General features: G+C 67.2%; 28 protein-coding genes and 2 tRNA genes. 12 read left to right on the top strand and 18 right to left on the bottom strand.

Going from position 1 to position 25,624, the window contains the following annotated elements:
- Window positions 1-137: 137 nt before the first annotated feature.
- Both J2X37_RS00990 and J2X37_RS00985 read left to right on the top strand, forming a co-directional pair.
- Window positions 138-212, top strand: a tRNA-Gly gene (locus J2X37_RS00990).
- A 103-nt stretch (window positions 213-315) separates the two neighbouring features.
- Window positions 316-999 (top strand): glutathione S-transferase family protein, encoded by a 684-nt coding sequence (locus tag J2X37_RS00985; protein ID WP_310016766.1) that lies wholly within the window; start codon window positions 316-318, stop codon window positions 997-999.
- Between the two features lie 58 nt (window positions 1,000-1,057).
- Here the strand turns inward: J2X37_RS00985 and J2X37_RS00980 are convergent, their stop codons facing one another.
- Window positions 1,058-2,149, bottom strand: a complete 1,092-nt coding sequence (locus J2X37_RS00980; RefSeq protein ID WP_310016764.1) for a zinc-binding dehydrogenase — start codon at window positions 2,147-2,149, stop codon at window positions 1,058-1,060.
- A gap of 184 nt (window positions 2,150-2,333) precedes the next feature.
- Between J2X37_RS00980 and yghU the strand changes: the two genes are divergently transcribed.
- Window positions 2,334-3,152: a glutathione-dependent disulfide-bond oxidoreductase gene (gene yghU, locus J2X37_RS00975; RefSeq protein ID WP_310016762.1), complete on the top strand. Its 819-nt coding sequence runs from the start codon at window positions 2,334-2,336 to the stop codon at window positions 3,150-3,152.
- A gap of 104 nt (window positions 3,153-3,256) precedes the next feature.
- The gene (locus J2X37_RS00970) at window positions 3,257-4,582 is read left to right on the top strand and encodes a GntP family permease (RefSeq protein ID WP_310016760.1); all 1,326 of its coding nucleotides are present in this window, start codon (window positions 3,257-3,259) and stop codon (window positions 4,580-4,582) included.
- A 19-nt stretch (window positions 4,583-4,601) separates the two neighbouring features.
- Here J2X37_RS00970 and dcd read toward each other — a convergent pair whose 3' ends face one another.
- The 4 genes from dcd to J2X37_RS00950 all read right to left on the bottom strand — a co-directional run bounded on the left by dcd (window position 4,602) and on the right by J2X37_RS00950 (window position 7,049).
- Window positions 4,602-5,156, bottom strand: a complete 555-nt coding sequence (gene dcd, locus J2X37_RS00965; RefSeq protein ID WP_310016758.1) for a dCTP deaminase — start codon at window positions 5,154-5,156, stop codon at window positions 4,602-4,604.
- A gap of 101 nt (window positions 5,157-5,257) precedes the next feature.
- Complete coding sequence (locus J2X37_RS00960; RefSeq protein ID WP_310016756.1) at window positions 5,258-5,953, bottom strand: glycoside hydrolase family 25 protein; 696 nt, start codon at window positions 5,951-5,953, stop codon at window positions 5,258-5,260.
- Between the two features lie 3 nt (window positions 5,954-5,956).
- Window positions 5,957-6,439 carry a UPF0262 family protein gene (locus J2X37_RS00955; protein WP_310016754.1) on the bottom strand — a complete coding sequence of 161 codons (483 nt, stop codon included), beginning with the start codon at window positions 6,437-6,439 and terminating at the stop codon, window positions 5,957-5,959.
- A 52-nt stretch (window positions 6,440-6,491) separates the two neighbouring features.
- Window positions 6,492-7,049, bottom strand: a complete 558-nt coding sequence (locus J2X37_RS00950) for an NTP transferase domain-containing protein (protein ID WP_310016752.1) — start codon at window positions 7,047-7,049, stop codon at window positions 6,492-6,494.
- Between the two features lie 155 nt (window positions 7,050-7,204).
- On the opposite strand from J2X37_RS00950, the gene J2X37_RS00945 reads away from it, so the two are divergent.
- Complete coding sequence (locus tag J2X37_RS00945) at window positions 7,205-7,876, top strand: glutathione S-transferase family protein (RefSeq protein WP_310016750.1); 672 nt, start codon at window positions 7,205-7,207, stop codon at window positions 7,874-7,876.
- A 27-nt stretch (window positions 7,877-7,903) separates the two neighbouring features.
- On the opposite strand, the gene J2X37_RS00940 is transcribed toward J2X37_RS00945, so the two are convergent.
- On the bottom strand, window positions 7,904-8,851 hold the full coding sequence (locus J2X37_RS00940; protein WP_310016748.1) for a complex I NDUFA9 subunit family protein: 948 nt from the start codon (window positions 8,849-8,851) through the stop codon (window positions 7,904-7,906).
- 245 nt (window positions 8,852-9,096) lie between these two features.
- Here J2X37_RS00940 and J2X37_RS00935 point away from each other — a divergent pair.
- The 4 genes from J2X37_RS00935 to J2X37_RS00920 all read left to right on the top strand — a co-directional run bounded on the left by J2X37_RS00935 (window position 9,097) and on the right by J2X37_RS00920 (window position 12,570).
- Window positions 9,097-9,183: transfer RNA gene (locus J2X37_RS00935), tRNA-Leu, on the top strand.
- A gap of 174 nt (window positions 9,184-9,357) precedes the next feature.
- Window positions 9,358-10,485, top strand: coding sequence for a phage integrase central domain-containing protein (locus J2X37_RS00930; RefSeq protein WP_310016746.1), 1,128 nt, complete (start codon window positions 9,358-9,360; stop codon window positions 10,483-10,485).
- Between the two features lie 244 nt (window positions 10,486-10,729).
- The gene (locus J2X37_RS00925; protein ID WP_310016744.1) at window positions 10,730-11,242 is read left to right on the top strand and encodes a helix-turn-helix transcriptional regulator; all 513 of its coding nucleotides are present in this window, start codon (window positions 10,730-10,732) and stop codon (window positions 11,240-11,242) included.
- The gene (locus J2X37_RS00920) at window positions 11,242-12,570 is read left to right on the top strand and encodes a type II toxin-antitoxin system HipA family toxin (RefSeq protein ID WP_310016742.1); all 1,329 of its coding nucleotides are present in this window, start codon (window positions 11,242-11,244) and stop codon (window positions 12,568-12,570) included. The genes J2X37_RS00925 and J2X37_RS00920 overlap by 1 nt, the downstream gene beginning before the upstream one ends.
- A gap of 15 nt (window positions 12,571-12,585) precedes the next feature.
- On the opposite strand, the gene J2X37_RS00915 is transcribed toward J2X37_RS00920, so the two are convergent.
- Complete coding sequence (locus tag J2X37_RS00915; RefSeq protein ID WP_310016740.1) at window positions 12,586-12,813, bottom strand: hypothetical protein; 228 nt, start codon at window positions 12,811-12,813, stop codon at window positions 12,586-12,588.
- A 39-nt stretch (window positions 12,814-12,852) separates the two neighbouring features.
- Between J2X37_RS00915 and J2X37_RS00910 the strand changes: the two genes are divergently transcribed.
- Entirely contained in the window at window positions 12,853-13,086 is a 234-nt protein-coding gene (locus J2X37_RS00910) for a DCL family protein (protein WP_310016738.1), read from the top strand.
- Between the two features lie 293 nt (window positions 13,087-13,379).
- Here J2X37_RS00910 and J2X37_RS00905 read toward each other — a convergent pair whose 3' ends face one another.
- The 10 genes from J2X37_RS00905 to ccoN are packed head-to-tail and all read right to left on the bottom strand — an operon-like array spanning window position 13,380 to window position 22,660.
- A complete protein-coding gene (locus J2X37_RS00905) occupies window positions 13,380-14,690 on the bottom strand; it encodes a radical SAM protein (RefSeq protein WP_310018018.1) in 1,311 nt (436 codons plus the stop codon).
- 31 nt (window positions 14,691-14,721) lie between these two features.
- A complete protein-coding gene (locus J2X37_RS00900; RefSeq protein WP_310016736.1) occupies window positions 14,722-14,937 on the bottom strand; it encodes a hypothetical protein in 216 nt (71 codons plus the stop codon).
- Entirely contained in the window at window positions 14,934-15,077 is a 144-nt protein-coding gene (ccoS, locus tag J2X37_RS00895; RefSeq protein ID WP_310016734.1) for a cbb3-type cytochrome oxidase assembly protein CcoS, read from the bottom strand. The genes J2X37_RS00900 and ccoS overlap by 4 nt, the downstream gene beginning before the upstream one ends.
- Complete coding sequence (locus J2X37_RS00890; RefSeq protein ID WP_310016732.1) at window positions 15,074-17,197, bottom strand: heavy metal translocating P-type ATPase; 2,124 nt, start codon at window positions 17,195-17,197, stop codon at window positions 15,074-15,076. The genes ccoS and J2X37_RS00890 overlap by 4 nt, the downstream gene beginning before the upstream one ends.
- Window positions 17,194-17,628 (bottom strand): FixH family protein, encoded by a 435-nt coding sequence (locus J2X37_RS00885; protein WP_310016730.1) that lies wholly within the window; start codon window positions 17,626-17,628, stop codon window positions 17,194-17,196. The genes J2X37_RS00890 and J2X37_RS00885 overlap by 4 nt, the downstream gene beginning before the upstream one ends.
- A complete protein-coding gene (gene ccoG / locus J2X37_RS00880) occupies window positions 17,625-19,082 on the bottom strand; it encodes a cytochrome c oxidase accessory protein CcoG (protein ID WP_310016728.1) in 1,458 nt (485 codons plus the stop codon). Before ccoG ends, J2X37_RS00885 begins: the two co-directional genes overlap by 4 nt.
- Window positions 19,069-19,995 carry a cytochrome-c oxidase, cbb3-type subunit III gene (ccoP, locus tag J2X37_RS00875; protein WP_310016725.1) on the bottom strand — a complete coding sequence of 309 codons (927 nt, stop codon included), beginning with the start codon at window positions 19,993-19,995 and terminating at the stop codon, window positions 19,069-19,071. The genes ccoG and ccoP overlap by 14 nt, the downstream gene beginning before the upstream one ends.
- Window positions 19,985-20,149: a cbb3-type cytochrome c oxidase subunit 3 gene (locus J2X37_RS00870; RefSeq protein WP_310016723.1), complete on the bottom strand. Its 165-nt coding sequence runs from the start codon at window positions 20,147-20,149 to the stop codon at window positions 19,985-19,987. Before J2X37_RS00870 ends, ccoP begins: the two co-directional genes overlap by 11 nt.
- Window positions 20,146-20,952, bottom strand: a complete 807-nt coding sequence (gene ccoO, locus J2X37_RS00865; protein WP_404979581.1) for a cytochrome-c oxidase, cbb3-type subunit II — start codon at window positions 20,950-20,952, stop codon at window positions 20,146-20,148. Before ccoO ends, J2X37_RS00870 begins: the two co-directional genes overlap by 4 nt.
- Before the next feature lie 13 nt (window positions 20,953-20,965).
- Window positions 20,966-22,660 (bottom strand): cytochrome-c oxidase, cbb3-type subunit I, encoded by a 1,695-nt coding sequence (gene ccoN / locus J2X37_RS00860; RefSeq protein ID WP_310016721.1) that lies wholly within the window; start codon window positions 22,658-22,660, stop codon window positions 20,966-20,968.
- Between the two features lie 232 nt (window positions 22,661-22,892).
- On the opposite strand from ccoN, the gene J2X37_RS00855 reads away from it, so the two are divergent.
- Window positions 22,893-23,567 carry an OmpW family outer membrane protein gene (locus J2X37_RS00855; RefSeq protein ID WP_310016719.1) on the top strand — a complete coding sequence of 225 codons (675 nt, stop codon included), beginning with the start codon at window positions 22,893-22,895 and terminating at the stop codon, window positions 23,565-23,567.
- 24 nt (window positions 23,568-23,591) lie between these two features.
- On the opposite strand, the gene J2X37_RS00850 is transcribed toward J2X37_RS00855, so the two are convergent.
- The gene (locus J2X37_RS00850; protein WP_310018014.1) at window positions 23,592-24,287 is read right to left on the bottom strand and encodes a Crp/Fnr family transcriptional regulator; all 696 of its coding nucleotides are present in this window, start codon (window positions 24,285-24,287) and stop codon (window positions 23,592-23,594) included.
- A 330-nt stretch (window positions 24,288-24,617) separates the two neighbouring features.
- Here J2X37_RS00850 and J2X37_RS00845 point away from each other — a divergent pair, with 330 nt between their 5' ends.
- Window positions 24,618-25,619 carry a TIR domain-containing protein gene (locus tag J2X37_RS00845; protein WP_310016717.1) on the top strand — a complete coding sequence of 334 codons (1,002 nt, stop codon included), beginning with the start codon at window positions 24,618-24,620 and terminating at the stop codon, window positions 25,617-25,619.
- Window positions 25,620-25,624 lie beyond the last annotated feature (5 nt).

Below are 25,624 nucleotides of genomic sequence, written 5' to 3'. Positions count from 1 at the left end.
TCCAAGGCTTGTGAGGCAATGCGCGAGGATTACGAAAAACGATGACTTTTCCTGTTGCGGACCTGCAAACCCGTTGCTAAAGGCGCGCCTCACCCCGACCGGAAGGGCTTTTCGCCAACCGGTTGCAGGCGTTCAGAGCGGGCGTAGCTCAGGGGTAGAGCACAACCTTGCCAAGGTTGGGGTCGAGGGTTCGAATCCCTTCGCCCGCTCCATTTTCTTCCTGCCGGTTCAGCAAAGTTTACCCCTTGCGGGGCGCCGCTGGTGCGCGGCGTTTGGGCATATCGCTCAGCGACGGCGTGGCCTATGCCATGCCGCATGACCTACGTCCTTGTCACCGCGAACCGGAACTATTCGAGCTGGTCGCTGCGCCCGTGGCTCCTGATGAAGGGGCTGCACATCGGCTTCGTCGACCGGATCGAGCCTTTCACCCTGCCGGTCAATTACGCGGCGTTCCGCAGCTTTTCGCCGACGGGGCAGGTGCCCGCGCTGATCCACGGCGAGCGGACGGTCTGGGATTCGCTGGGCATCACGCTCTACCTGGCCGACCGTCACGACGGCGTCTGGCCCGAGAACGAGGAAGCGCGCGCCTTCGCGCAATGCGCGGTGGCGGAAATGCACAGCGGGTTTGCCGCCCTGCGCAGCGACTGCACGATGAACGTCGGCGTCAGGGTCAGGCCTCGCCCGATGCGCGAGGCGCTGGCCGCCGATGTCGCGCGGGTGCGCGAACTGTTCGAGACCGGCCTGTCGCGCTTTGGCGGGCCGTGGCTGGCAGGTCCAGCCTTCACCGCGATCGACGCCTTCTTCGCACCGGTCGCCTTCCGCATCCGCACTTACCGGCTCGACGTCGGCAAGGGCCGCGAATGGGTCGAACACATTCTCGACCATCCGGCGATGCGCGAATGGGAAGCGGCCGCGCTGGAGGAAACCTGGCGCGAGGAATCGCACGAGGACGAGCTGGCCGCGGCGGGCGAGATCATCGCCGATTTCCGAAACCAGTAGGGCGCGTCAACCAAGCCGTTGGGCGCGCTCGCTGCGCTCGTCGTCCGGACAGTCCCGGTCAGCCAGGTTCGCCCGGCATGGCAATGCGGATCTGGGCCGGGTTGACGAGACCGTGGCGGTTCTTGTCGAGCGTGCGGGCAAAGGCTTCGGGCAGCGCCTCGATCCCGTCCAGCGTGCAGCCGATCAGCGGGTCCAGCCGGATGCGGCCGCAGGCGACGAGATCGACCGTGCGTTCGAACAGGGCGCGGGTCAGGACCGAGGGAAACGAGAACCGGATCGAGCGGAAGCGGAAGTCGGCGTAGGGCAGGACCGCGGCCTCCCCGTCGAAGGCGAGGCCGATGACGCGCGCCTCGTCGCGCGACATGCGCGCGGCCTGGATCATCGTCGCGTTCCCGGCAAGGCCGCGCGAGACCGGGCCGCCGGCGCATTCGAAGACGATGTCCGCCCCGCACCCTCCGGTCAGTTCGCGTACCGCCTCGACCGGGTCGTTCCGGCTGGCGTCGACCACCTCGTCCGCGCCGAGCCGCAGCGCGAGGCACAGCGCCTCCTTGCGGCGGCCGACCGCGATGGTCCGCCCCGCGCCCGCAGCCTTCGCCGCCTGCAGGCAGCCGAAGCCCATCGCGCCCAGACCGATGACAACGGCGGTGTCGTCCAGCGTCGGCGCCGCGGCGTGGGCGGCGGCGACGCAATCGGTCAGTGCCTGAATCGCGGCCCCCGCCTCATCGCTGACGGTCGAGGGCAGGCGCGCCAGCAGGCCTTCGGGAAAGATGCCTTCCTCGGCGAAGGCGCCCGGATAGTCGAAGCCGACGATGCCCGCCGGGTGCGAACCGCGCGCCGCCACCCTGTCGCCGATCCGCAGGCTGGTGACGCCCTCGCCCAGTTGGACGACCTGGCCTGAGAATTCGTGCCCGAACAGCGGCACCGGTCCCTCGCGCAGGCGACGGGCGATGATATCGTGACCGTAGGTCCGCTCGCCCTGGAACAGCATGATCTCGGTGATGCTGGGCTGCGCGACGAGGATGCGCAGCCGCACCCAGCCGGGCGGCGGCACGGGACGGGGGCGTTCCTCCAGGCGCATGTCGCCATGACCGTGCGTGATCCAGGCCCGCATCGTGGGCGGCGACGGTCGGGGCTCTTGCGGATCGGGCATCGCGGGCACCACTCCTGCGGCGGGCACCTCGCGCGCCCTGCCTTCAGAGCGTCGATCCTATCGGCGCGAACCGGCTCCGCCCCTGCCAAAAAGCGCAGTCCCCGAAAAGCGCAGGGCCTCGGCTGGACATCCCGCGCGCCGCCCCCATCTGGGCCGGACGCCGACCAACCCCGAGGAGCCGAATATGACCTACACGCCGCCCGAAATCTGGACCTGGGATGCGCAGGACGGCGGCGAATGGACCTCGATCAACCGGCCCTTTTCGGGCGCGCGCAGCGAAAGGGCGCTTCCGGTTGGCGACCATCCCTTCCAGCTCTATTCGATGGGGACGCCCAACGGGCAAAAGGCGACCATCCTGTTCGAGGAGCTGCTCGCCGCCGGGCGCGATGCCGAATACGACGCCTGGCCGATCATGATCGGCGACAGCGACCAGTTCACTTCCGGCTTCGTCGCGATCAATCCCAATTCCAAGATCCCCGCGCTGGTCGACCGCAGCGGGGCCGAGCCGTTCCGGGTGTTCGAATCCGGCGCGATCCTGCTCCATCTGGCCGAGAAGTTCGGCGCCTTCCTGCCCACATCCGGCGCAGCGCGGGCCGAAGTGCTGTCGTGGCTGATGTGGCAGATGGGCAGCGCGCCGTTCCTGGGCGGCGGGTTCGGCCATTTCTTCGCCTACGCCCCGTTCCCGCAGGAATATCCGATCGATCGCTACACGATGGAGGTGAAGCGCCAGCTCGACGTGCTGGACAAGCAGCTCGCCAGCCGCGAATTCATCGCCGGCGAGGATTACACCATCGCCGACATCGCGATCTTCCCGTGGTACGGCCGGCTCGCCCTCGACAGGTCGTACAAGAACGCGGGCACCTTCCTCCAGGTGCAGGATTACGCCAACCTGCAACGCTGGGCCAGGGCGATCGACGCCCGCCCCGCGGTGCAGCGCGGGCTGCGCGTCAACCAGCGCGACGGCGTGCTCGAACGGCACGGCGCGGCCGATCTTGACGCATAACCCCCTGTCCCAATGGCGAGTTCGGCGCCGGCGGATTTGACCCGGCTGGCGCGCCGCGCCATGACATCGGGCGTGATAATGGGGCAAGACCAACGGGACACGCGATGCTGAGCTGGATTGGGCTGATCGGCGGCCTGGCGCTGCTGATCTGGATGACTGTCAGGGGGGTCAACATCCTCATCGCCGCGCCGGTCGCGGCGCTGCTGGTGGCGGTCACCGCGAACCTGCCGCTGCTGCCGCCGCTTGCTGGCCTGCTGCCCGACGGCACCGCCGCACCCGATTTCGCCAGCAGCTACATGGCGGGCTTTGCCAAGTTCCTTGCCGACTGGTTCCTGATGTTCCTGCTGGGCGCGATCTTCGGCGAGGTGATGGCCGCATCCGGCGCCGCCGCATCGGTCGCGCGCTTCATTACGCAGAAGCTGGGCAGCCACTACGCGCTGGTCGCCACGGTCGCGGCCTGCGCGGTGCTGACCTATGGCGGCGTCAGCGTCTTCATCGTCGCCTTCTCGGTCTACGGCCTCGCAGTCGAGCTATTTCGCGAGGCGAACCTGCCGCGCCGCTTCATCCCCGGCGCGCTGGCCTTCGGTTCGGTCACCTTCACGATGACGAGCGCGGGCAGTCCGGAAATCCAGAACCTGATCCCGATGCAGTTCCTCGGCACCACCGCCTATGCCGGATGGCAAGTCAGCCTTGTCGTCGCCGTCTTCATGGCGGCGCTGGGCTACGTCCTGCTTTCGCGGATGGTGAGGCGCGCGGTGGCGCAAGGCGAGGGGTTCGAGCCGCGCGAGGCCGATTCCCGGTTTGAGATCGACACCCGCCTGCCGTCGCCGCTGCTCTCCATCGCCCCGCTGGTCGGCGTGCTCGGCGTTTTCCTCGCCACCCAGTCGCTCGGCAAGTGGGCGCTGGTGCTGGCGCTCGGCACCGGGGTGGCGCTGGCCTGCATGGTGGGGTGGAGCGAACGCGGCCGCTTCGGCGCGACCTTCTCGCGCGGGGCGACCGGCGCGGTCGTCGCGATCACCAACACCTGCGCTGTCGTCGGTTTCGGATCGGTGGCGCAGCTTTCGCCCGCCTTCGCGCAGGCGCTTGCCGCCGTGCAGGCGATTCCCGGCAGTCCGCTGATCGGCGCGGCCATCGCGGTCACCGTCATTGCCGGGCTGACCGGCAGCGCATCGGGCGGACAGACCATCGCCCTGCCCCTGCTGGCGCCGCACTACCTTTCGATCGGCGCGGACCCGGCGGAACTGCACCGGGTCGTGTCGATCAGCTCGGGCGCGTTGGATAGCCTGCCGCACAACGGCTATGTCGTGACGACGATCCGCGCGGTCTGCGGCGAAACCCACCAGGCAGCGTACGGGGCGGTGGCGGCAACGACGGTGCTGGTGCCGACGCTGGGCACGATCCTTGCCATCGTGCTGTTCACGATCTTCTAAGGCTGCCTGCGCGCCCGCATCACAGGCGCGGCAGGGTGACCCCGCGCTGGCCCATGTACTTGCCCGCGCGGTCGGCATAGCTGACCTCGCACGGCTCGTTGCCCTGAAGGAACAGGAACTGGCACGCGCCCTCGTTGGCGTAGATCCTGGCGGGCAGCGGGGTGGTGTTGGAAAACTCCAGCGTGACGTGCCCTTCCCAGCCGGGTTCGAGCGGGGTGACGTTCACGATGATACCGCAGCGCGCATAAGTGCTCTTGCCAAGGCAGATGACCAGCACGTCGCGCGGCACGCGGAAATATTCGACCGTCCGGGCCAGCGCAAAGCTGTTGGGGGGGATGATGCAGCAGTCGGTCTTCTTGTCGACGAAGCTGTTGCTGGCAAAATCCTTGGGGTCGACGATGGCGCTGTCGATGTTGGTGAAGATCTTGAACTCGTCCGCCACCCGCGCGTCGTAGCCATAGGACGACAGGCCATAGGAAATGCAGCCGTCACGCCGCTGCGCCTCCACGAACGGCTCGATCATGCCTTCGCTGCGCGCCTTGTCGCGGATCCACTTGTCGGAAAGAATCGCCATGGCCTGTCCTTGCCCGACAAGGCGCGGCCCGCAAGTCCGGCGGGGCAAACGCGCGTGGATATTCGATGGTCGCGCTCTCGTCCGCGGCGGTCGTCCGAGACTCAGGGCCGTGCCACCACCCAGTGCACCGGGCCGACCGCCGCCAGAATGCGCAGGCGCGCGTTGGCGGTCCACAGTTCCCAAGGGCGGCCGGCATAGTCAGGCTTGAGCCAGTCGCTCGCCAGCCACAGCCCGCGCTCGGCCCTCGCGCCGAAGTGGTACCGCGCCTCGAACGCCTCGTCCGGCGCAAGGATGGCGCGCTGCCCGGCGTGCATCTCGATCTGGTTGAGAAACACGACCAGCTCGCTTTCCAGCTCCTCCGCCCTGACCCGCGGGCGACAGTCGTCGCCCGATCCGGTCAGCAGCACCGCCGGGGCCAGCATCGCAGCATCGCGCGGCACCACGGTGACGAAATTGGCCGACTGACGGTCGGCGCTGGCACAGGGGTCGAAGCGGTGGACCGCACCCACCTGCATCCCCGACTTGCGCGCCGCCTCCACCGTAGCGGTGAAACCGTCGTTCCGCACCCGCGCGCCCTCGCTCGCGGTGACATAGACGAAGCTTGCCCCTTCGCCGGGCAGTTCGGCGATCGACACCTCTGCCTCGTCGCCGGTCAGCCACAGGCCCTGAACCGGATAGTCCTTCGCCTCCGGACGCCAGGCCGCCAGCTTCCACCAGACCCCGGCGACGACCGCGACGATCAGCGCCAAGGCCACCAGCCACAGGCCGGGCCTGTGCTTGAACGCGCGTCGCACCATGCCTCAGCCCCGGATGTGCAGGACGCAGATCAGCGTAAAGAGCCGTCGCGCGGTGGCAAAGTCGGTCTCCACCTTCCCGTCCAGCCGTTCGAGCAGCAGTTCGGCCGCGTTGTTGTGAACCCCGCGCCGAGCCATGTCGATCGTCTCGATCTCCTGCGGGCTCGCCTTGCGGATGGCCTGGTAATAGCTGTCGCAGATCGCGAAATATTCGCGGATCGGGCGGCGAAACCGGGCCAGGCCGAGCAGGAGCACTTCCAGCGAGGCATCGTTCTCGTCGGCGATCTCGATCGACAGGCGGCCGTCCACCACCGACAGGCGCAGCTTGTACGGCCCCTCGTGCCCCGCCTCGAACGCGCGCAACGGCTTGAAGGTGTTTTCCTCGATCAGGTCGAAGATGGCGATCCGCCGCTCCTGCTCGATGTCAGGATTGCGCCACAGGATCGTCGCTTCGTCGAGCGCGATATTCATGATCCGGGGGTCTGCCATTGCGGGTGCTGCCATCGCAAATGCCGCCGCCGGGCACAAGCGGGCATTGGTTCTATCCGCCGTCGCCGCGATCGCCGCGCCCCGCCGCCAGCCGGACGAGGTCGTCGCGGGTGTTCACGTTGGCGACCGGCGTGGCCAGTTCCACCAGCCGCGCGCCGCAACGCCCGGCGAAATGGAGCATCGAGCGTCGCTCGCCCCCGGTGAGGATGTCTTCCAGCACCGACAGGCACGCAACCGGCCAGAGCCCGACGACCGGCTGCGCCGCAAGGCACGCGGGCGCCGGCGTCAGCGCGCCGATCAGGTCTTCGGGCAGCCCGAGCGAATCGACCCCGGTCGCGAGAACGGCGGCAAGGCCGCGCTCTCGCGCGAGCCGCAACGCGCCCGCAAGGCCGCCGAGCGGTCCCAGCCCCGGTTCCGGCCAGTCCGGCACGCCGCCGTCCCGCCCGGCAACGACGACATCGCCGCACTGCGCCGCCAGCGCCGCCACCGCGCGGTCGAGCAGCGTCGCCCCGTCCAGCATCGCCACCGCCTTGTCGCTGCCGAAGCGGGTCGAGCCGCCGCCTGCCAGCACGCAGCCCAGGATTGCCCCCGGATCGGGTCGGTCTGCCATGGTTGATACCCCGTTCACCGTCGGAACCTTTCGATTCTTGCGCGTTTGCTCAAGTGCCGTGTTGACGCGAGGGCCGCCCATGCGTCAATCGGGTCGGACACGCCGGTCCGGGGGGATCGGCCCCGGGGCACAGCGAAAGGCAGCGTTTTCAGGCCATGTGGCGGCTTTACCAGTTCCCGCTCTGCCCGTTCAGTCGCAAGCTGCGCCTGTTGCTGGCCGAAAAGGGCGTGCCTTTCGAACTCGTGCGCGAAAACCCGTGGGAGATGCGGGACGAGTTCTTCCTGATGAACCCGACCGGCCGCACCCCGGCCATGCGCGAACCTGACAAGAACATCACGCTGGCCGACAGCCGGGCCATTGCCGAATATTTCGAAGAGACGGTGCCGCGCAACCCGATGATCAACGGCCCTGCCTCCACCCGCGCGGAGATCCGCCGGCTGGTCGCGCTGTTCGATGAAAACTGGTTCTTCGACGTGACCGGTCCGCTCTTGATGGAACGGTTCACCAAGCGCGTCGTGCACCGCCAGGCCCCCAATTCGCAGGCGCTGCGCGCCGCCATGCGTCTGGCCGACGAACATCTCGACTATATCGATTACCTGATCGACCATCGCCCGTGGCTGGCCGGATCGACGATGACGCTCGCCGACCTGACCGCCGCCGCGCAGATCTCTGTCGCCGATTACCTGGGCGGCATCAACTGGCAGGGCCACGAACAGGCCCGCGGCTGGTATTCGGTGTTCAAGAGCCGGCCCAGCTTCCAGCCGCTTTTGGCAGACCGGATGGAGGGCGTTTCGCCCCCCAAGCACTACGCCGACGTCAACTCCTGATCGTCCCGCGCCCGGCGGGGCGGAAGCTCAGGCCCTGGACTCGTGGAAGCGCCCATGGCGGCGATAGCGCACCATCCAGCGATCGAGGAACAGCGACAGAGGCTTGGCCGTGATGCCCAAGTTCGCCAGCCCCGGCAGCTGGCCGCTTGCCACGTTGCCCTGCGCCAGCATCGCGTACTGGTCGCCGCTGATCGGGGCGCCCGGCATCCAGCCGGTGGCATTGGCAAAGGTCCGGCCGACGAAATCCGGCAGCGGCAGGAACGCGCGGCGACGATCCTGTGCCGCGGAGATCTTCTGGTTGAGCTCGAGCATCGTCACCGTTTCCGGCCCGGCCAGTTCGTAGGTCTGGCCGGCCAGCGCGGGGCTTTCCAGCACCGCGACAACCGCGTCGGCCACATCGTCGACGAACACCGGCTGCAGCTTCGCTTCGGGAGCGAAGACCGGCATCGCCGGGACCGAGGCGATCAGCCGGCCGAACATGTTGATGAACTGGTCGTCCTCGCCAAAGATGATCGAAGGGCGCAGGATCGTTGCGTCCGGGAACGCGGCGGCAACGGCCTTTTCGCCCTCGCCCTTGCTTTGCTGGTAGCCGACCTCGGAATCGGGGTTCGCGCCGATCGCGGAGACATGAACGAAGCTCTGCGCCCCGGCGTCCCTGGCCAGCGCCGCCACGCGCCCGGCGCCCCGGCCCTGCACCGCATCCAGATCGCCGTCGAATGCGCCAACCAGATTGACGACCGCTTCCGCGCCCGCGACCGCCGCCGCGACGCTTGCCGGATTGCGCACGTCGACCCGCGCGAACTGCAACTGGCCCAGGTTCGCCAGCGGCTTCAGATGCCAGGACTTGTCGGGATTGCGGCTGGCGACGCGCAGGCGCGCACCCTTCGACAGGAGCTTCTGCGCGACATAGGTGCCGAGAAAACCGCTGCCGCCGATGAGAGTTACGAGCTTTCCGGCCAATGCAGAGGACGCCATGTCCTGCCCTTTCCACGTTATCGGGTCGTGCCTGTCCGCGGTGTCTGGACGCCCGCGATCATGGCCCGCGCTTTGGCATGCCCCCCGTTGCCGCGCAAGGGCGAGATCGGCGCGCACCGGCAATGGCGCGGGCGATCTGCGCGCGCGCCGGAATTTGTCGACGAACCCCGTTGACACCACCCGCCACCCCGTTTAGTGGCGCCCACCTACCCGCACGGCGAAGCACTGTTCGCCGCTGCAAAAGTGCCCAGATGGCGGAATTGGTAGACGCACCGTCTTCAGGTGGCGGCGCTCGCAAGGGCGTGGAGGTTCGAGTCCTCTTCTGGGCACCATTTGTTCTCCTTTTAGCATTGCATGGGGTTGCGAAAACGGCAGAAATCTGCCATTTTTCGTCTTCCAGCCGATTTTGGCGTTCCGCTTTGTTCCACTGAGTTTCGCCCTGTCTGGGGGCTCCGGTGAGCGGTGAGGCCCCCAATTCCGGCTCGGTGAGAGTGCGGAGCCCCCACATGAGCCTTAACGTACAGGAAATTAAGAGCTTTCTTCCATCGGACAAACCCTACAAGCGGTATGATTCCGGGGGGCTCTATCTGCTGGTCAAGCCAAACGGTTCAAAACTCTGGCAATTCAAATATCGATTCGGCGGAATTGAGAAGAAGATGCCATTCGGCGCCTTCCCGGAGATCGGTCTGGCCGAGGCCCGGAAGCGCCGCGACCGTGCGCGCATCTCGGTCGCCGACGGCATTGATCCCATGCGCGAGCGCAAGCGCGAAAAGGCAAAGATCAGGCTCGGGGCCGAGAACACCTTTGCTGTCGTCGCCAACTCGTACATCGAGCACAAGATGGTCGGCGAGGGACGCGCGGAGGCAACCCTCAAGAAGGCGCGATGGTTTCTGGAACTGCTCACGCCGGCCATCGGCAACATGCCGCTCGATGACCTTGATCCGCAGATGATGCTGGCGGCGCTCAAGAAGCTCGAAGCGCGGGGTAACCTCGAAACAGCCAAGAAGTGCCGATCCTTCTCTAGCCGAGTGTTCCGCTATGGCGCGGCACTGGGGCTTTGCAAAAGCGACCCGACTGCCATCCTTCAAGGGGCACTGATCACACCCAAGGCCCGGCATTATGCCGCGATCCTTGAACCAGACAAGCTGGGTCAGCTGCTTCGGGCAATCGACGACTTTGAGTGCTATCCAGTTACCAAGCTGGCGTTGAAGATCGCCCCGCATATCTTTGTGCGGCCCGGTGAGCTGCGCCACGGCGACTGGAGCGAACTGGATTGGGACAAAGCGATCTGGACGATCCCGGCAGGCAAAATGAAAGCCCGCCGCACCCACGCTGTCCCCCTGTCCCGACAAGTGCTCGAACTGTTCCGCGAGCTGCACTCGGTTACGATCGGCACGGGCTACATGTTCCCAGCCTTCCATACCTGGAAGCGTCCGATGAGCGAAAACACGATCAATGCCTCTTTTCGGCGCATGGGCTTCACCAAGGACGAGATGACAGCGCACGGCTTTCGCTCAACGGCGTCAACGCTGCTCAACGAGAGCGGCCTGTGGCACCCCGACGCGATCGAACGGGCTCTTGCGCACGGCGATAGCAATGCCATCCGTGGCACCTACAATCGCGGCCAGTACTGAGATGAGCGCGTTCGAATGGCGCAGTGGTGGAGTGACTATCTTGATGAGTTGCGGTCAGGCTGATCGCAGGTAGCGGCCTGTTCGGACTCCGGCGGCCTTCGCTCTATTCACAGCTGGCAGAAATGCTCCCGAACGGTAGCAAATGGCGTTGCTTAACTGTCTAACAGATCTTTCGCGCCCGTTCGGGATCATTTCTTGACTCCTTGACTGTGAAATGGCATTTTGCTCCCGAAAGGGATCAATAGTGAAACCTGTGACCGATAGTCAGCGCCTTTTGAAGGCGCTCAACGAACAGGATCAGGCATTTCGCAAGCTCGCCTCGAATCCTGCCTTCGATTCCGTCAACGAAATCAATCGTGCGATAAACGACCTAGTCAAAGGACCGGGCGCCACGGCACGAAAACTCTCCGAACAGCTACGCACCCCACAGTATCAGCGGGCGATCGATATCGCTCGGCAGTTGTCGGAGGCTTCCTATGGCATTTCCTTTCCGAAATTGCCCGCGCCGCGAATTGAAACACCGCATACTCCCCCTCCTAGCGAGCGTGTGCGATCGGTCGCCGAACTGGGGGCGCTGGTTCGCCGTGCACGCAAGGCAATGAAGATGAGCCAGTCTGACTTTGCCGCTCATGCAGGCGTCGGGCGAAGGTTCGTTTCCGAACTCGAAGGCGGGAAAGCCAGCCTCGAATTCGACCGTGTGATGGCCTGTGCCCAGGCCGCCGGTATCGATCTCACCGCCAGATTGCGCAACCGCTGATGCTCATCCTGCAAGTCTGGCTTGAAGCATCGATGGAGCCGATCGGCTACCTTATTAAGGGTGACGAAGGTGATCTGTCCTTCACATACAACGCCCAATGGCTAGCGGATCCGAACAGTCACGCATTATCGCTCTCGTTGCCATTGGGCGAAGAGCCCTTCGGTGACGTTCCTGTCCGCGCGTGGTTCGGCAATTTGCTCCACGAAAACGACCAGCTCGAAACGACCATGGCGCGCTATGGAATCGAGCGCAGCGACATCGCTGGGCTGCTCGAACATCTGGGGGCGGACTGCCCGGGCGCTGTCAGCGTACTCGGTCTTGACCAGCCACCGGTGAAACGTCCTGGAACGTTGAGCGAAGACTATGATCCGCTCGACGAGGGCACATTGCGAGACATCGTTGAGCGCCTCGCCACAGGCAAGCCCCTGCCCGATGGGATGCGCGATCCCTCGCCCGTTGCAGGTGTTCGCTGGAAGGTATCGCTCGCAGCCTTGCCGGACGGACGCTTCGCGCTTCCCAAGCATGGGACGGGCGCGCCCACGACTCACATTCTGAAGCTGCCGGATCGCCAGAACCCCAGGGAAGCGCGTGATGAAGCCTTCCTGACCGATCTGGCGGCAAAGTGCGGTTTTTCAGTCGGCACATGTGTCGCCGACCGGATAAGCAAACATGAAGTCCTACTCATCAACCGGTTCGATCGGTTGATCGATGGCGAGAAGGTTTATCGCTTGCATGTCGAAGACTTTGCCCAGGCCAGCGGCCTTCCTTCCGAACTCAAGTATGAGAGGCGTGGAGAGGCGGGACGCCGGTTCGACGCGACGACAATCGGAAAAATACTCGCCGCAACGGACCAGCCTGCTCTCGCTCGCAACATTTTCATGAGAATGACGCTGTTCAACCTGCTTCTCGGTAACAACGACAACCATGCCAAAAACAACGGTCTGATCCTGGTCTCCGGCGGTTCGGTTCAACTCGCACCGTTCTATGACCTCACGCCAGTGCTGACAGGTGGCGACTATACCGACGAACTGGCATTCAATGTGGGCGCGGCCAAACGCTTTGACGACATAAACTCGGACGATTTGATTGCGTTTTGCGCTGACATCGGAATTCCAGCAGCGGGTGCGAAATCCTTGCTGAGGTCGGCGGCGGGCGAACTGATCGATCAGCTTGAGCAGCTGTCGGCAAGTTTCACTCGCGAGATGTCGGCACTGGACCGCTTGTTCGGACAAACGGCATCACACTTCAACGACATGCTCGGCCTCGATCGCAACCTACGCGAACGGGACGCCCATGTTACCGGCGGCGGAGGTTGGACTCTCAGCTGAACCGAAAGCCGGGCGCTATGCGCCCGGCTGCTCCTTGGCCTCGTCGTCGAACGGCGTGCGCAGGACGATCCGGCCATTGATCGGCACGACCTCCAGCTGGAGCGAAACGCCCTTGCGGTCGCGGTGGAACCAGGCCGCTCCGACTTTGGTCCAGAATGCCTTGTCGCCCCGGTTGGCGACGTGCCAGGCGATGAAGTCCGGGGCCTTTGCTTCGGCTGCCGGTGCGGGATTGTTGCAGGCCATTTCGACAAGAAAGGCGACGCCGTCGCTTATTTAAACGCTATGCTTCACAAGTATGACGTTGGCGACAAAGTTAGTGCCGAGGACGAAAAGGTGTTAATTGCTGCGTTAGCGCGCCACCCCGAAGGCGACGAAAAAATCGGAAGCGGTATCGCCGGGTTCAGCGTACGGACTGCCGACTTCAACACCAAATGTTTCTGGGTGAATCGGACGGACGGCAGCACCATGAAGTTTGCGCATCGGGCGTGCGTCTACGGAAAAGTGCGGCCTGGTTGATTGCGGAGGGGGCCCAACAAGCAGGCGACCTTCAGGGACTCGAACCAATGCAAAAATAAATTTTGGGGGCTCCGATGGGGGCTCCAGTTGAGGCCCCCAGCGACATTAAATCATTTATTTACAATGCTATAATTTTGGATCGAGTCCTCTTCTGACCATCGCTTCTCAAGATCACAGAGAATCGAGTCTGCCATTCCGGCCTTCGAGGCACGGTCGCCCCGTCGGCGGCACACGCGCACTTCTCCAGTTCCCGAACCTCCCCAGGCTCTGTCGGATCGAACCGGCTGGCCGCGCTAGATCGCCGAACTGAACCGTCGCGGCGTGGTCCGGCGATAGGGGTCGAATAGGGCCGCGATGGTGCGCGCGTAGGGCAGGCCGTCCGCACCGATCGTCAGCACATCTTCGCGCAGAGAGGCCAGGTCGCGCTCGATGAACGAGCGGAGCGGCTCGCCGATCTCGGCGGCAAGGCGGGGCGCCAGGCGGGCCGAGCCCTGGCACAGAAGCTGTTCCACGATCGAGCCCCGCTCCCTGTCTTCGGCTGAACGTTCGATGCCGCGATCGGCCGTCAGAAGGCCCTGCGTCGCGATCATGCGATAGCGGCCGCTGTTCTTCTCGTTCTGGGCCAGAAGATGCGGAAACCGGCTGATTGCCGAAGCGCCCAGACCAACGAGGTTCGGAGCCTCTTCGTCGGTAAAGCCCTGGAAATTGCGCCGCACGCGCCCCGCGAAGGCCGCCTTGGCCAGGGGATCGCCCGGCCGCGCGAAATGGTCGAAGCCGACCGGCCAGTATCCGTTGGCCGCAAGCTGCGCGTGGCCCAGCCCGGCCATGGCGAAGCGCTCCTGCTGGTCGGGCAGGTCGGTGGCATCGATGGCCCTTTGCCGCGGGACGACGTGCGGCACGTGGGCATAGCCGAACAGCGCGATGCGGTCCGCGCCCAGCGTGCGCGACCGCTCCAGCGTGTCGAGCAGGTCGCCGCGTGTCTGGCGCGGCAGGCCGAACATCAGGTCGAAGTTGAGCGAGGAAACCCCTGCGCCCCGCAGCCAGTCGACGGTGCGGACGATTGTATCCTCGCCCTGCACCCGCCCGATCGCCTGCTGGCAGTGGTACGCGAACGTCTGCACCCCGAGGCTGGCGCGCGCGATGCCGACCGTCGCGATCGCCTGCGCCCAGTCGGCGGACATAGTGCGCGGATCCAGCTCGATCGAGAAGACCGGATCGTCCAGCCGGAAGGCGACGGTCAGGTGTTCGACCAGCCTGACGAAATCGACCGGGTCGAGCGCATTGGGACTGCCGCCGCCGAACGAAACACGGCGAACCCGGACGCCATCGGGCAGCCGCGACGCGACCGTGACCGCTTCCCGGCTGAGCGCGGCGAGATAGGAATCGAGCCGCTGCCGCTTCCCCGCCGCGCCGGTGTTGCAGCCGCAGTAATGGCAGATCCTCTCGCAGAACGGGATGTGGACGTAGAGCGAGACGTCGCCCGTCACTTGCTCCAGCGCGTCGGCGTAGAGGCCGGGGCCGATGTTGCCGAATTCGGCGGCGGTGGGATAGCTGGTATAGCGCGGAACCGGCGTTGCCAGCAGGTCGGGATGATAAGGCCACATGCAGGCGTCGTGCCCGCGCAGGGCCCGGGCGTCATTGCGATGGATCAAGCCGCTTGCGGTTGCACCCGGCATGGCACCCCTTCTGCGCGCAGCGGGCCGGTGGTGCCGGGGCCTTGCCCGGCAGGGGGATCACCACCGCGCCGCCGTTGCAGAGCCGCGCCACCAGCTCCGCGCGACTGTCCTGCCGCGGCGCCGAACCCAGCATGGCGGGCACGAGCGCCACCAGCGCGAAGAGCGCCGGGTTCATTCCTCGTCCTCGATCAGGATGCGATGGGCCGCGCCGTCGAGGTCATCGTACTGCCCGTCGCGCATCGACCAGAAGAACGCGCCCAGCCCGGCAAGGCCGAGGCCCAGCGCGATGGGGATGAGGAAGGCGAGCCCGCTCATCGCGCCGCCCCCGACAGCCGCAGCGAGTTGCCGACGACCGCAAGCGAGCTGACCGACATCGCAACCGCAGCGACCAGCGGGGTCACCAGACCCGTCACCGCCAGCGGCACCGCCAGCAGGTTGTAGATGACGGCAAAGGCGAAGTTCTGGCGCACCACGCGCATCGTCGCCCGTGCGACCCTGACGCCGAGAGCCACCGGCATCAGGCCGGACCCGACGAACACGGCATCGGCGGCCTGCTGGCTGACGTCGCTGGCGCTGCCCGGCGCCATCGATGCGTGCGCGGCGGCCAGCGCCGGCCCGTCGTTCAGCCCGTCGCCCACCATCAGCGGGCGGTGCCCCTGTTTTTCCAGCCGTTCGAGCTGCGCCAGCTTGTCCTGCGGCGTGACCGAACCCTGCCCGAACAGGCCCAGCCTGCGCGCAACCGGAGCGACGGCGTCGGTCCGGTCTCCCGAGAGGATGCGGCTGGCAAGGCCCATGCGGTCCAGCATGGCGATGGTCTTTGCCGCGTCCGGGCGAAGGGCGTCAGCGAAGGGGACGGGCACCACGCGCTCGCCGATGCACAGGACCGCGCCCATGCCCGCCCCATGCCCATCGTCGCGGCGCAGGGCGACCGGCAGGCCCCGCCAGGTCGCGGACACGCCCTCGCCGGCGCGTTCCTGCGCCCCGTCGACCGGTTCGGGAGCGATGCCGGCCTCGCCGATCGCCCTTGCCAGCCCGCGGGACAGCGGGTGGCGGCTGACTTGCGCGAGCGCGAGGGCGACGCCCATGTCCGCCCGGGTCAGCGCCGAAAGGTCGGGGCGCGGCTCGCCCAGTGTCAGGGTGCCGGTCTTGTCGAAGATCACGGTGTCGACTTCGGCCAGCCGTTCGAGCGCGGCGCCATCCTTGACCAGCAGCCCGCGCTTCATCAGCGCGCCGGTGGCGACGACTTGCGCCGCCGGTACGGCGAGGCCCATCGCGCAGGGGCAGGTGATGATCAGCACCGCGATGGCGATGACCAGCGAATGGTGCAGGCCCGCCCCGGCGATCATCCACCCCGCGAAGCTGAGCGCGGCCAGCGTGTGCACCGCGGGCGCGTAGAGCCGAGAGGCACGGTCGGCGATGCGGACGTATCGGCTGCGCGATTGTCCGGCCTCGTCCATCAGGCGGGCGATGGCGGCGATGGCGGTATCCTCGGCGGCGGCGGTGACGCGCACGCGGATCGGCTGGGCGAGGTTGATCGTGCCGGCATGGACGGTCGCTCCCGGCGCGACCGGTTCGGGCGCGCTTTCGCCCGTCAGCATCGCGTTGTCGGTGGCGCTGCGGCCCTCCTCGATCACCCCGTCCGCCGCCAGCGCCTCTCCCGCCGCGACCAGCATGAGCATCCCCGGCTCGATCGCCGCTGCCGCGACGCGCACGACGCTGCCGTCGGGCTGGACGATGCCGGCGCTGCGCCCCATGCGCGACAGCAGCGCGCCGATTTCGGCCCGGGTCCGCCCGCGCATCGCGGCATCGAGCGCGCGGCCCGCCAGCAGGAAGAACAGCAGCATCGTCGCGCCGTCGAAATAGGCCTGCTCGCCGCCCGCAAAGGTCTCGTAGAGGCTGAGCCCCGTCGCCAGCAGCACGCCGATCGAGATGGGCACATCCATGTTCGTGCGCCCGGCTCGCAGCGCCCACGCGGCAGAAGCGAAGAAGGGCCGCCCGGCATAGGCGATCACCGGCAGCGCGATCAGCGCCGAAAGCAGGTGAAACAGGTCGCGCGTCGCGCCCTCTGCGCCGGACCAGACACTGACCGACAGCAGCATGACGTTCATCATGCCGAACCCGGCGACCGCCAGCGCGCGCATCAGCATGCGCGCCTCCTGCTCGTCCTGCGCGGGCGGCGCAGTCACCGCGGGTTGCGCCTCGAAGCCCAGCGCATCGAGCGCCGCGACCAGCGCATCCTCGCCCACCGCGGGGGAATGGCCGACATCGACGCGCCGGGCCGAAAGGTTGACGCGGACGGTCTCGACCCCGTCGATCCGCGCCAGTTCCCGCTCGATTTTGCCGATGCAGCCGGCGCAGCGGATGCCGGGCACGGCGAACCGGCTGTCGACGCGGGGCGCGCCGCGCATGGCGGCGTGGTCGAGCGGCGCGTTCATCGCAAATCGCTTTCGGCGCGCATCTCCCGGCCGCGGGCGTGCACCGTCAGCCGCAGGGTCCAGCGGCCCGGCGGCAGCGCTTCGCGCGAGACCCCGTCGGCCCCGAAGCGCAGCGCCATGTCGGGCTGGCGGCCCAGCGGGTGCCGCGCCTCGCCCTCGATCCGCGCACCGTCCGGCACGCCCGCCAGCGTCACGGCGACGCGGCCGTCGGCAAGACGGTGCGGTTCGGCGGACCAGCCCAGCGCCCGTTGTTCGGCCGCCCGTTGCAGCCAGTCGTTGTAGTTCTGGCTGGCGACGTAGGAGTTTTCGACGACCACGCCGCCGAAGGTGCGCTTCGCCACGACCGCGGCGGACATGTTGACCGCGATGACCACGCCGAACCCGGCCACGAGGATCGCGCTCATGTGGCGCCCGCTGAAAGTGCGTTTCACTGGCCTGCTCCCGGTGCCTCGAAGGTCGTTTCCTTGCGCTGCCGCTCGACCTCGCCGCCCAGCGACGTCGCGACGAAGGCGAATTCCTCGCTCTGCGCCGATGGCGGCGCGAGGACATAGACGCGCACCGCCTGGGTCGCGTCCGCGGGCACCGTCACCGGCAGCACGCGCGCCGCCTCTGCGCGCGAGGTCGCGTCGGTCCACATCGCCGCGTCCGGCAGGCCGTCGAGCGCGACCTCCATCCGGCGCGGCATCGTCGACATGTTGCGCAGGCGCAGGGTGTAGGCGTTGCGGATCGACCCGTCGCTCATCAGCATGAAGGGCGGGTTGCGATCGGGCGCGACCGACAGGCCGGTCCGGTCGCGCACGCCGAGCGCGAAGAGCATGGCCAGCCCGATCGACCCCCAGATCAGCAGGTAGGCGATCGTCCGCGGGCGCAGCAGCGCGCGCCACGCCGGTCGCGCCGGTCCGCCGGCCGCCTCTGCGCGGCAATCCTCTAGCGTGGCATAGTCGATCAACCCGCGCGGGCGGCCGATGCCGGCCATCACCTTGTCGCAGGCGTCGATGCACAGCGCGCAGGTGATGCAGCCGATCTGCGGCCCTTCGCGGATGTCGATGCCGGTGGGGCAGACCTGCACGCACAAGGTGCAATCGATGCAGTCGCCGAACGCGCCGGGGTTCCGCTCGGCCTGCCTGACGCTGCCGCGCGGCTCTCCGCGCCAGTCCTTGTACGTGACCAGCAGCGACTTCTCGTCCATCATCGCGGTCTGGATGCGCGGCCAGGGGCACATGTAGATGCACACCTGTTCGCGCATGAATCCGCCGAGCGTGACGGTCGTCAGCGTCAGCACCGCCACGGTGATGTAGGCGACCGGCGCCGCCTCGCCGCGCCAGAATTCGCGCACCAGCGTCGGCGCGTCGGCGAAGTACATGATCCACGCGCCGCCGGTCCAGAACCCGATCAGGAGATAGATCGTCCACTTGAAGCCGCGCCGGGCCACCTTCCCCCAGGTCCACGGCGCGGCGTCGAGCTTCTGGCGGGCGAAGCGGTCGCCGTCGACGAAGCGGTCGACGTGCTGGAACAGGTCGGTCCAGACCGTCTGCGGACAGGCATAGCCGCACCACGCCCGCCCCACCGCGCTGGTGACAAGGAACAGGCCGATCCCCGCCATGATCAGCAGGCCCGCGACGAAGTAGAACTCCTGCGGCCAGATCTCGATGCCGAACATGTAGAAGCGGCGATGGGCAAGATCGACCAGCACCGCCTGATCCGGCGCATAGGGGCCGCGATCCCACCGGATCCACGGCGTCGCGTAATAGATGACGAGGGTGATCGCCATCATCGCCCACTTGAAGCGGCGGAACGGGCCGTCGATGCGGCGGTTGTGGACCGTCCGTTTCGCTTCGTAGAGCTTGCCGGACGGCTCCGCCGCGCCGGTGTCAGTCGGTCGCATCGGACGCCGCCGCGCTTGCGGCCGGATCGGGCAGGCTCGGCTCCGGCACGGTCGGTTCGCCGCCGCCCAGCGAGTGGACATAGGCGGCCAGCATCGTGATCTTCACCGGGTCCAGCTTGTGCTGCCACGCGGGCATGACGCCCATGCGCGGGTTGAGCACCTGCCTGACGATGTCCGCCTTCGTCCCGCCATAAAGCCAGATCGCGTCGTTGAGCCGCGGCGCGCCCAGCTCGCGACTGCCCTCGCCGGTGGCGCCGTGGCAGGCGGCGCAGTTGTCGGCGAAGATCTGCGCGCCCGCCGGATTGGCGCGGCCCTTTCCGCCCAGCGCCAGCACGTGATCGGCCAGCGCGCTCTGCTGCGCGGCGTCGAGCGCGCCGTTGAACGAGGGCATGACGCTTTGCCGCGTCGCATCGTCGCCGTCCTGCCGGATGCCGTGGACCAGCGTCGTCTCGATCGCCTTGAGGTCGCCGCCCCACAGCCAGTCGTCGTCGTTGAGATTGGGATAGCCGAGCGACTGGCTGCCCGCCGCGCCGCTGCCGTGACATTGCGAGCAGTGCACGCGGAACGCCGCGCGGCCCCCGGCCACTGCCTGCTGCATCAGCTGTGGATTGCCTTCGAGCTTGGTGATGTCGGTCGCGGCCAGCGCCTCGCCGACCGAACGGCGGGCCTGGTCGGCCAGCGACATTTCCTGCGCCAGCTGGCCCCGGCTGGTCCAGCCCAGCACGCCCTCGGTCCCCTTTTCCAGCAACGGGATCGCGGGATAGAGCACGACGTAGCCGATCGCCCAGGCGATGGTCAGGTAGAACGTCCAGAGCCACCACCGAGGCAGCGGCGTGTTCAGTTCCTCGATACCGTCCCATTCGTGGCCGACGGTCTCGGTCCCGGTCGGCTGGTCGACCCTCTTATTCGCCATCGTCTTCGCCCCTGAAAATCGATTCCGCCATGTGCCGGTTGACCCCCTTGCGGCCCGGCAGGAACGGCCAGGCGCACAGGCCGACGAAGACCACCGCCATCGCGGCCAGCCCGACCGTGTCGGCGAACTGGCGCAGCGTCTCGTAGTCGCTCATCGCCCCTTCTCCCGCGCCAGGTCCTCTTGCGCCGCGGCGCTGTGGGTATCGACCAGCGTGCCCAGCATCTGGAGATAGGCGACCAGCGCATCCATCTCGGTCAGCCGCTTGGGGTCGCCGTCGAAATCGCGGGCCTGCGCCTTGGGATAGCGGCGCAGGAGATCGGCGCTGTCGGCCTCGGGATCGGCCTGCGCCTTCAAGTCCGCCGCGGCACTGGCGATGTCCTCCTTCGTGTAGGGCACGCCGACGCGGCTGAGCGCGGTCAGGTTCGCCGCCGGGTCCGCGACGTGGAGGTCGGTCTCGGCGAGGAAGCCGTATTGCGGCATGACGCTTTCGGGCACCACGCTCTGCGGATCGGCGAGGTGCTGGACGTGCCAGGCGTCGGAATAGCGGTTGCCGACGCGGGCAAGGTCGGGCCCGGTGCGCTTCGACCCCCACTGGAACGGGTGGTCGTACATCGATTCCGCGGCAAGGCTGTAGTGGCCGTAGCGCTCCACCTCGTCGCGGAACGGGCGGATCATCTGGCTGTGGCAGGTGTAGCACCCCTCGCGCACGTAGATGTCGCGCCCCGCCTGTTCGAGCGGGGTGTAGGGGCGCACGCCCTCCACCGCCTCGATGGTGTTGTCGATCCAGAACAGCGGCGCAATCTCGACCAGCCCGCCGATGGCGACGACGATCAGGGTGGCGACGCCCAGCAGCGTGACGTTGCGTTCGAGCCGGGCGTGGCCCTTGACGACGGCGGCCACGTCGGCCGGCTCGGGCGCGAGGGGCCGGGCGGCGGCGGGTTCGTGGGATGTGCTCATGGTTCGCGAACCTTCATTCGGCGGGAACGGCGTGGGCGGGCAAAGGGGCAGGCTTGGCGGCGCCCGCGATCGGACGGTCGGCAAGCGGATCGTGCGGCGTCTCGGTCATCGGCGCTTCCTCGCGGACCTTGCCGGCCAGCGTCTGGCCCACGTTCCACAGCATCACGACGAAGCCCGAAAGGTAGAGCAGCCCGCCGAACGCCCGCATCAGGTACATCGGGTGGATCGCCGCGACGGTGTCGGCAAAGCTGTTCACGAGGTAGCCGTCGGCCCCGTACTCGCGCCACATCAGCCCCTGGGTGATGCCCGCCACCCACATGCTGGCGGCGTAGAAGACGATGCCCAGCGTCGCGAGCCAGAAATGCCAGTTGATCATCCGAAGGCTGTACATCCGGCCCCGATTCCACAGGCGCGGGACGAGGTAGTACAGGCACGCGAAGGTGATCATCCCGTTCCAGCCCAGCGCGCCGGAATGGACATGGCCGATGGTCCAGTCGGTGTAGTGCGACAGCGAGTTGAAGAACTTGATCGAGAGCATCGGCCCTTCGAAGGTGCTCATCCCGTAGAAGGCGAGCGCCATGACCATCATCCGGATGATCGGGTCGGTGCGGACCTTGTCCCACGCGCCGTTCAGCGTCATCAACCCGTTGATCATGCCGCCCCAGCTCGGCATCCACAGCATGATCGAAAACACCATGCCCAGCGTCTGCGCCCAGTCGGGCAGCGCGGTGTAGAGCAGGTGGTGCGGACCCGCCCAGATGTAGAGGAAGATCAGGCTCCAGAAGTGGATGATCGACAGGCGGTAGGAATAGACCGGGCGTTCGGCCTGCTTCGGCACGAAGTAGTACATCATCGCCAAGAAGCCGGCCGTGAGGAAGAAGCCGACCGCGTTGTGGCCATACCACCACTGGACCAGCGCGCCCTGCACCCCGCCGAACAGCGGGTAGGCCTGCGACCCGAAGACCGACACCGGCACGTCGAGGTTGTTGACCACGTGCAGCATCGCGACGGTGACGATGAAGCCGAGGTAGAACCAGTTGGCGACGTAGATGTGCGGTTCGTGCCGGCGCAGGATCGTACCGACGAAGACGGCGAGGTAGGCAATCCAGACCACCGTCAGCCACCAGTCGGCATACCACTGCGGTTCGGCGTATTCCTTGCCCTGGCTGATGCCGAGCAGGTAGCCCGAGGCGGCCAGCACGATGAACGCCTGGTAGCCCCAGAACACGAAGCGGGCGAGCGCGGGAAACGCCAGCCGCGCGCGGCAGGTGCGCTGCACGACGTAGAAGCTGGTGCCGATCAGCGCATTGCCGCCGAACGCGAAAATGACCGCGCTGGTGTGCAGCGGGCGCACCCGGCCGAAATTGAGGTAGGGTTCGAAATTGAGCTGCGGCCAGGCCAGCTGCGCCGCGATGAACAGCCCCGCGACGAAGCCCGCCGCGCCCCAGAACAGCGTGGCCAGCGTTGCCGAGCGCACGGGATCGTCGTCGTAGCGGCTGTCGCCGGCGGGCATGCGGAAGAACCCGCGCGCGTGACCCAGCGGATCGAATCGCGCCGCCGATGCCGCGAACAGGCCGAGCGCCATGACGGCGACGATGCCCGCCTGCACCGCGAAGCCGGGATCCGCCGCGCCCGCGCAGGCCACGATCGCCAACAACATGATCGCGAACCACAGGCCCATCCGGCCCAATGCTGCTTCGGCTTGCATGAAAATCTCCGTCCCGCCGTGCTTCTCCCGGCCCCCTTGTGCCGCGCTGCACAACCGATCATTGATCCAGCGCAAAGTTCGCCGAAAAGGGCTGTCTTTTCGGCACAAAGGACGAGACGCGGCGCGGGTTGACCTGCGTCAAGGACGGGGCGGCAGGCGTCGGCGAAAGGCCGTTGTGCGATGCAACATCCTTGGCCGCACGGGGCGGTCGCTGCCTCGCCGGAAACGCAAGATGAAGACCCAGTTCGCGATCGCCGCCGCCCTCGCGGCCCTGTCCACCACCCCCGCCTCTGCGCAGGACGCCGGCAACCAGGGCCGGTGGCAGGTCAAGGCCCTTGCCACCGCCGTCCTGCCCGACGGCAAGATCACCCGCGTCGACGAGGACATTGTCGGCCTGCCCGCCACGCTCCAGACTAGGGCCAACGACAACGTCGTGCCGACGCTGGCGGTCGAGTATTTCCTGGCCGACAGCGTCTCGGTCGAAACGATCTGCTGCATCACGCAGCACGACGTCGATGCGACGACGGGGCTGCCGGGGGCCGAACTGGTCGCCGACGCCAAGGTGATCCCGGCGACGGTGACGGTGAAGTACCACGTGCCGATGGGCCCGGTGAAACCCTATGTCGGGGTCGGCCCGGCCTATTTTCTCTGGATCGATGCCAAGCCCGGCGCGGCGACGGTGCCGCTGGGCGTGACGAAGACGACGCTGAGCGACGAGCTGGGGCTGGCCGTTCAGGCGGGCGTCGATGTCGCGGTCAACGACAGTGGCCTTGGCGTCACGCTCGATGCCAAGCGTTACTTCATCGACACCACGGCGCGCTGGTATGCCGGGTCGACGCTGGCGATCGAGACCCGGCACAAGCTCGACCCCTGGGTGCTCAGCGCGGGCCTCGCCTGGCGCTTCTGAGCGGCGGGGCCCGCCGCGCTCGCGTCAGGCGGCGCGATCCTCCAGCAGTTCGCGGCGCAGGATCGTGACCTCACGCCGCGAGGGCAGGTCGATCACGCCCTCGTTCCGCATCCGGGTGAACTGGCGGCTGACGGTCTCGATCGTCAGCCCCAGGACGTCGGCGATCTGCTGGCGCGACAACGGCAGTTCGACGACGTCGGCCACCCCCGGCATCGTGCTGCAGGTGGCCGGCGCCATGCGTTCGGACAGTTCGAGGAGAAACGCCGCCAGCTTCTGTTCGGCGTTCATCCGGCCCAGCAGGACCATCCAGCGCCGCGTCCGGTCCAGCTCGGTCAGGGTGCGTTCGAGCAGCTTGTGTTCGAGGCGCGGGTGCGAGCGGGCGAAGCTGTCGAAGTCGGACCGCTGGAACACGCAGACGTGCGCCTCGCTCAGCGCCTCCACGCCATAGGGGGTCGACTGGCCGAACGGGCGCCCGAGGAAGTCCGACGGATAGGCCAGGCCCAGGATCTGCTCCTTGCCGTCGGCGGTCTGGCTCGACAGCTTGAGCACCCCGTCGATGACGTTGGCAACGAGGACCGCGTCGTCCCCTTCCCACAGGAGCTGCTCGCCCGGATCCAGCTTGCGGCGCCGCCCGATGCGGTTCAGCGCGTCGATCTCGCCAGTCTCCAGGTCGCCGCAGATGGCGCGGTTTCGCACCGCGCAGGCCTGGCAGAAGTTCATCGAGCGGTCGGAATCGAGGTGGGTCATGTCCCCGCCTTACGCCACTGCGGTCCCGTCGCCAACACGGCCAATGGTCGCGCATGCCGCGCCGGGTCCGGTTCGGGCTTCGTCCCGCATCGGGAAAGTCCGCAAACAGAGACCCTTGCGCACTTGCGGCAATTGCTTGCTTTCCGTTAATAATGTCTTGCTTTACAACTGGCAGGGATCAAGGCGGGTATTCGTCAAGTGCCTGTTTGCGTTCGATTTTAACAAGAGGCCATTTCGACTACGCTAGCGCGGATCTGCAGGGTCGGATGATTCGCGAGACCGGACGGCCAAGAGGGGTCTATGTTGACTGAGCCGGATATCTTCATTTCCTACAGCCGCGAGGATCGCCCGATCGCGCGGATGTTCGCCGACGCCCTCGGCGAGGAAGGGTTCGAGGTGTGGTGGGATGCCGCGCTTCATTCGGGCGAGACCTTCGACGAAGTCATCGAACGCAACCTGCGCGCGGCGAAGGCCGTGGTCGTGCTGTGGTCGCCCCGCTCCTGCGCATCGCGCTGGGTTCGCGCCGAAGCGACGCTGGCCGATCGCCGCGGCCGGCTGGCCCCCGCCATCATCGAGGCGTGCGACCGCCCGATCATCTTCGAACTGACCCACACCGCAGAGCTGTCGCACTGGAGCGGGGATCGCGGCGATGCCGCCTGGGGCCAGTTCGTCGCCGACCTGAAGCGGCTGGTGAGCGAGAACCTGGTCGCCGAAAGCCGCATCGCCGGTCGCAAGGAACCCCTGCCGGACAAGACGGGGCCGGAACCGAAGGCCGCATCTGCCGCCCCCCCGGCCCCCGCACCGGCCCCCGCCATCACCGCCGAACCACCTGCCGGCCCGGTTGACGCCCCGTCTCCGGCAAAGGCGGAAAGCCGCTTCGGCGGCCGCACCACCGCCTTCCCGGCGCTCGCTGACGATGACGACGACTTCGACGATGGCGCGCAGACGCAGCTTTACGCCTATGCCGACAATCCCTTCGCGCAGCAGGAACAGCACGTCCTGGAAATGCTGGACCTTGGCGGCGGCAACGGGCTGGATTCCTTTGCCATCGGCCCGCTCGGCGTGCGCATCGGGCGCTCCGCCCCGGCGGACGTGGTGCTGGCCGACCCGCGCATCTCGCGCGCCCACTGCGAAGTCACCTTTGCCGATGGCGAGGTGATCGTCTCCGATCTCGATTCGACCAACGGCACCTTCGTCGACGACCAGCGGGTCGACGGCACCGCTCCTCTGCCGGTAGGCTCGATCCTGCAGGTGGGCGGCATCCGGCTGGTCCACGAAGTCCGCGCCCCGGCCGGCGCGAACTGAGGGCG

Source organism: Croceicoccus sp. BE223 (genome assembly GCF_031457155.1).
Lineage (GTDB): Bacteria > Pseudomonadota > Alphaproteobacteria > Sphingomonadales > Sphingomonadaceae > Croceicoccus.
The sequence above is the reverse complement of the archived record's forward strand: the minus strand, read 5'-3'. Positions and strand labels throughout refer to the sequence as shown.